The organism is Variovorax sp. 20P10.2.4 (assembly GCF_058244205.1).
The window spans coordinates 1-4,240 of the sequence record NZ_JBZAYE010000622.1 but is presented as its reverse complement, the minus strand read 5'-3'; the positions used below and the strand labels follow the sequence as shown (position 1 = coordinate 4,240).

The 4,240-nt window shown below is 69.8% G+C and carries 5 protein-coding genes; 1 reads left to right on the top strand and 4 read right to left on the bottom strand.

What is annotated here, in order from left to right:
• The 3 genes from AC27VN_RS34425 to AC27VN_RS34415 form a co-directional block, all read right to left on the bottom strand.
• Window positions 1–487 (bottom strand): urease accessory protein UreD (locus AC27VN_RS34425; protein WP_490879491.1); only part of this gene is annotated, 487 nt, incomplete at its 3' end.
• A 33-nt stretch (window positions 488–520) separates the two neighbouring features.
• A complete protein-coding gene (locus tag AC27VN_RS34420; RefSeq protein WP_490879490.1) occupies window positions 521–1,048 on the bottom strand; it encodes a nucleoside deaminase in 528 nt (175 codons plus the stop codon).
• A complete protein-coding gene (locus tag AC27VN_RS34415) occupies window positions 1,045–2,073 on the bottom strand; it encodes an ABC transporter substrate-binding protein (RefSeq protein ID WP_490879489.1) in 1,029 nt (342 codons plus the stop codon). The genes AC27VN_RS34420 and AC27VN_RS34415 overlap by 4 nt, the downstream gene beginning before the upstream one ends.
• Window positions 2,074–2,446: 373 nt before the next feature.
• Between AC27VN_RS34415 and AC27VN_RS34410 the strand changes: the two genes are divergently transcribed.
• Window positions 2,447–3,526: an aromatic ring-hydroxylating dioxygenase subunit alpha gene (locus AC27VN_RS34410; RefSeq protein WP_490879488.1), complete on the top strand. Its 1,080-nt coding sequence runs from the start codon at window positions 2,447–2,449 to the stop codon at window positions 3,524–3,526.
• Window position 3,527: 1 nt separating this feature from the next.
• On the opposite strand, the gene AC27VN_RS34405 is transcribed toward AC27VN_RS34410, so the two are convergent.
• Window positions 3,528–4,240, bottom strand: a 713-nt coding sequence (locus tag AC27VN_RS34405; RefSeq protein WP_490879487.1) for an FAD-dependent oxidoreductase, incomplete at its 5' end; no start/stop codon positions are given.

Here is a 4,240-nt window from a genome sequence, read left to right as displayed (position 1 = left end):
CGCTGGGCGCCTCGATGTGCTGCAGCAGGCTGCCGCGCTCGAAGGGCTGGCGCGCATGGGGCAGGCCCAGCGCCGTCACGTCCCAGCCGATCATCTCGGCGCCGGGCTCGGCCTCGATGGCGATGCGGTTCTCGGCCATGCAGCCGCTGTAGCAGATGGCCTCGAGCGGCAGCCATTCGAGCCGCGCGCCGGCCGCCAGCCGCAGCCGGGTGCGCTGCACCGCGCGCTCGCCCTCGCTGCGGTAGAAGCGCGAGGCGCCGGGCGTGGTCACCAGGCCATGGCTGCCGGCGGCGGCCTCGACCTCGATCTCGAGCGTGTCGCCGCCCACCAGCCCGCCCGGCGGATGCACCAGCACGTTGTGGCAGACGGTGTCGCCCTCGGGGTAGAGGCTCTGCAGGATGCGCAGCGGGCCGTCGTGGCGGAAGCGGGCGACGGTGCGGTCGGCTTCGTGTCGGTAGGCGAGATGGAGGCGGGCGTGCCAGGGCATGCGGGGGAGTCTAGGTCCTCGCGGTGCGCCGCTTCAGGTCTTCCAGGCGCCGTCGTGGGCGGCGCTGGCCTCGTCGACCAGCGCCGGGCCGATGCATTCGATCGGATGCGGCGAAGCGCGGAACACGTCGCGGCACGACAGCTCGGCATCGCGCTGGTCCTGCCGCTCGCCGCGGAACACGCGCAGCCGCTCGGCGTCGATGCCGAACACCACGCGGCCGATGTTCGACCAGAAGATCGCGCCCGCGCACATCACGCAGGGCTCGCCCGAGGCATAGAGCGTGGCGCCGGCCAGTTCCTCGCGCGAGATGCCGCGGCCGGCGAGCGCGCGGATCGCGTTGGTCTCGGCATGGCCGGTGCAGTCGCCGGTCTCGCCGGTGTTGTTGTAGGCCTCGCAGAGCACTTCGCCCGCGGCCGAGACGATGACCGAGCCGAAGGGCCGGTTGCCGCGCCGGCGCGCGAGGTGCGACCAGACGATGGCCTTGCGCAGGTAGCGGCCGTCGCGTTCGTCGAGCGCGGTTTCGGCGGGAGCGGTGGGGGTGGTGGTGGTGGGGGAGTTCATGCCTTGGGAAGGGTGCGTTCGGTGCGCGATGGGAGCATCGTGGTGTTGAAGATGGCGTCGGAGGCGGGCTTGACCTTCAGACCGAAGACGTCGGCCACTTCGTCGACCTGCCGCTCCAGCGTGAGCTTGCGGATGTCGCCGAGGCCGTGGCCGCGCGTGTCGGCGGCACCCACGTACTGGGCCGTGATGTTCCAGCGCTCGCGCTCGATTTTCTCATCGAGGATGGGCTCGCGCTGGCGCATGGCCGCGATGCTCGGCGCCGGATCGGCGAAGGTCTCGACGATGGCGCGGTTGCTCGCGCGCAGGAAGCCGGCCACCAGCTTGGGGTTCTGCGCCACCAGGTTGCTGCTCGCGAGGATGGCGTTGCCGTAGAGGTCGACGCCCGCGTCGGCGTACTTGAGCACCGACAGCGTCTCGGGCCGCATGCGCGCGAACAGCGAGACCGCCGAATCGTGGAAGTAGGTGGCGGCATCGACGTCGCCGCGCACCATCACGTTGTCGCGCGCGCTGAAGTCGGTGGTCTGCCACTGGAAGGCGTCGGCGCGCAGGCCCTGCCTGCGCGCGACCAGCGGCCAGGCGCGCCGCGTCGATTCGACCGCGGCGGCCGCCACCTTCTTGCCCGCGAGGCTCTTGAAGTCGCCGGTCACGCCGCGGTCCTTGCGGCCGATGATCACGAATGGTGCGCGGTTGTAGTACTGGTAGACGGCCTGCACCGCCGGCGTGCCCGGGTTCTGCGCGTTGAACTCCACCAGCGAGCTGATGTCGCCCAGCCCGAGCTGGTAGACGCCGCTGGCGATGCGGGTGATGGAGGCCACCGAGCCGGCGCCGGTGTCGATGCTCACGTCGAGCCCTTCCTCCTTGTAGTAGCCCCTGGCCAGCGCGAGGAAGAAGGGCGCGGTCTGGCCGTTGATGCGGAAGTCGAGCGTGAACTTGAGGGGGGTGAGCCGGCCGTTGCCGCCCTGGGCGAGGACGGCCGGAGCGGCGAGGGTGGCGGCGCTGGCCGCGAGGAAGGATCGACGGTGCATGGGAAGCCTCGGAATCTTCGGTTCTTGAATCCGTTCGCCCTCTGGGGACAGAGGGCGGCGGGCATTTCAAGAGCAATTTCCGGGCGGGCGCACGTTCGTGGTGCGTGCGCTGCTGAACGCTTCTACTCTTGGGCTCGGCAAAGCAGAAGGCATGCCAAGGGCTTGGCGCCTGACGCTTCGCGCTTTGTTCGGGCATGGGCGGCGGGGCTTGGCAGGGCACGCGCGCCGCGCAACAATCCGGGCGCGCAATTTGCAAGGCAGTTGCGCAGAGTAGAAGCGTTCAGCCCCATCGTCATCGCGCCATCGCGGTCCGGCACGGGGTGGGAAATTGCTCTTTCAGTTCGTCCCACACGACCTCAGAAGGAGTCCGCCCATGCTCGTCACCCGTCAACCCGTCTTCCGCAAGTTCTGGCATGCCGTCATGCCGCTCACCGACCTGGCCCAGGGCCCCAAGCCCTTCCGGCTGCTCGGCGAGGACATCGTTCTCTTCCTCGACGCCGAGGGCCAGCCGGCCGCGCTGCGCGATCGCTGCTGCCACCGCACCGCGAAGCTCTCCAAGGGCTGGTGCGTGGACGGCGCGGGCCAGGCCTGCGCCCAGGGCGCGATCCAGTGCGGCTACCACGGCTGGACCTACGACCGCGGCGGCCAGGTCATCCGCATCCCGCAGTACGACCACGAGCGGCCCATTCCGCCCGACTACCGCACCACGGCCTATCGCTGCACCGCGCGCCATGGCTACGCCTGGGTGGCGCTCGAGGAGCCGATCGCCGACATCCCCGCCATTCCCGAGTTCGACGATCCGGGCTACCGCACCATCTTCCAGTTCCACGAGGAATGGCAGACCAGCCCGTTGCGCGCGCTCGAGAACTCCTTCGACAACTCGCACTTCAGCTTCGTGCACCGCGCCACCTTCGGCGTGGCCGCGAGCCCGAAGCCGAGCAAGTACGAACTGGTGGAGAACGAGGCGGGCTTCTATGCCGAGACCGTCATCGAAGCGACCAATCCCGAGAAATTCCACGCGATCAGCGGCGTGACCGATCCCATCACCACGCGCCACATGCGCAATGCCTATTTCCTGCCGTTCTCGCGCCGCCTCGACATCGAGTACCCGAGCGGCATCCGCCACATCATCATCAACTGCTTCACGCCGATCGACGACCACCGCATGCAGCTGTGCCAATGGCTGTTCCGCAACGACACCGAGGCCGATTGCCCGGCCGCGATGCTGATCGCCTTCGACGACGAGATCACGCGCGAGGACAAGGACATCCTCGAGTCGACCGACCCCGATGCGCTGGTCGACACGCGCCGGCGCGGCGTCGAGTACTCGATGGAGTCGGACCGCCCGGGCATGCTGATCCGCAAGCACCTGATGCAGCTGCTCGCGCGGCACGGCGAGGCCGAGGTGTACCGCGGCATGGAGGCCGCGGTGCCGGTCGCGAAGGCGGCCTGATTCAGGCCGTGGCCGGCGAGGTGCTCGGCCGCGCGGTGCGCGAACGGCCCTCTTCGTAGCGGTCCATCGCGAGACCGTCGGTGCGGATCTCGGGCCGCTGGCCGGTCACGATGTCGGAGATCAGCTTGCCCGAGCCGCAGGCCATGGTCCAGCCCAGGGTGCCGTGGCCGGTGTTGAGGAACAGGTTCGGGTAGCGCGTGGCGCCGACGATCGGGGTGCTGTCGGGCGTCATCGGGCGCAGGCCGGTCCAGAAGCTGGCGCGCGGCAGGTCGCCGCCCGGGAACAGGTCGCTCACCACCTTCTCGAGCGTGGCGCGGCGCTGCGGGTTCAGGCGCAGGTCGAAGCCCGAGAGCTCGGCCATGCCGCCCACGCGGATGCGGTTGTCGAAGCGCGTGACGGCCACCTTGTAGGTCTCGTCGAGCACGGTCGACTGCGGCGCCAGCGATTCGTCGACCAGCGGCACCGTGAGCGAGTAGCCCTTGACCGGGTAGACGGGAATATCGAGGCCCAGCGAGGCGATGGCCGCGCGCGAATAGCTGCCGAAGGCCATCACGTAGCGGTCGGCCGTGAGCACCTTGCCGGCCGTGGTGCGCACGCCGCTGATGCGGTCGCCCTCGGTCTCGAGCGCCTCGATGCTCTGGCCGAAGCGGAAGTCCACGCCCAGGCCGCGCGCGATCTCGGCCAGGCCGCGCGTGAACAGGTGGCAGTCGCCGG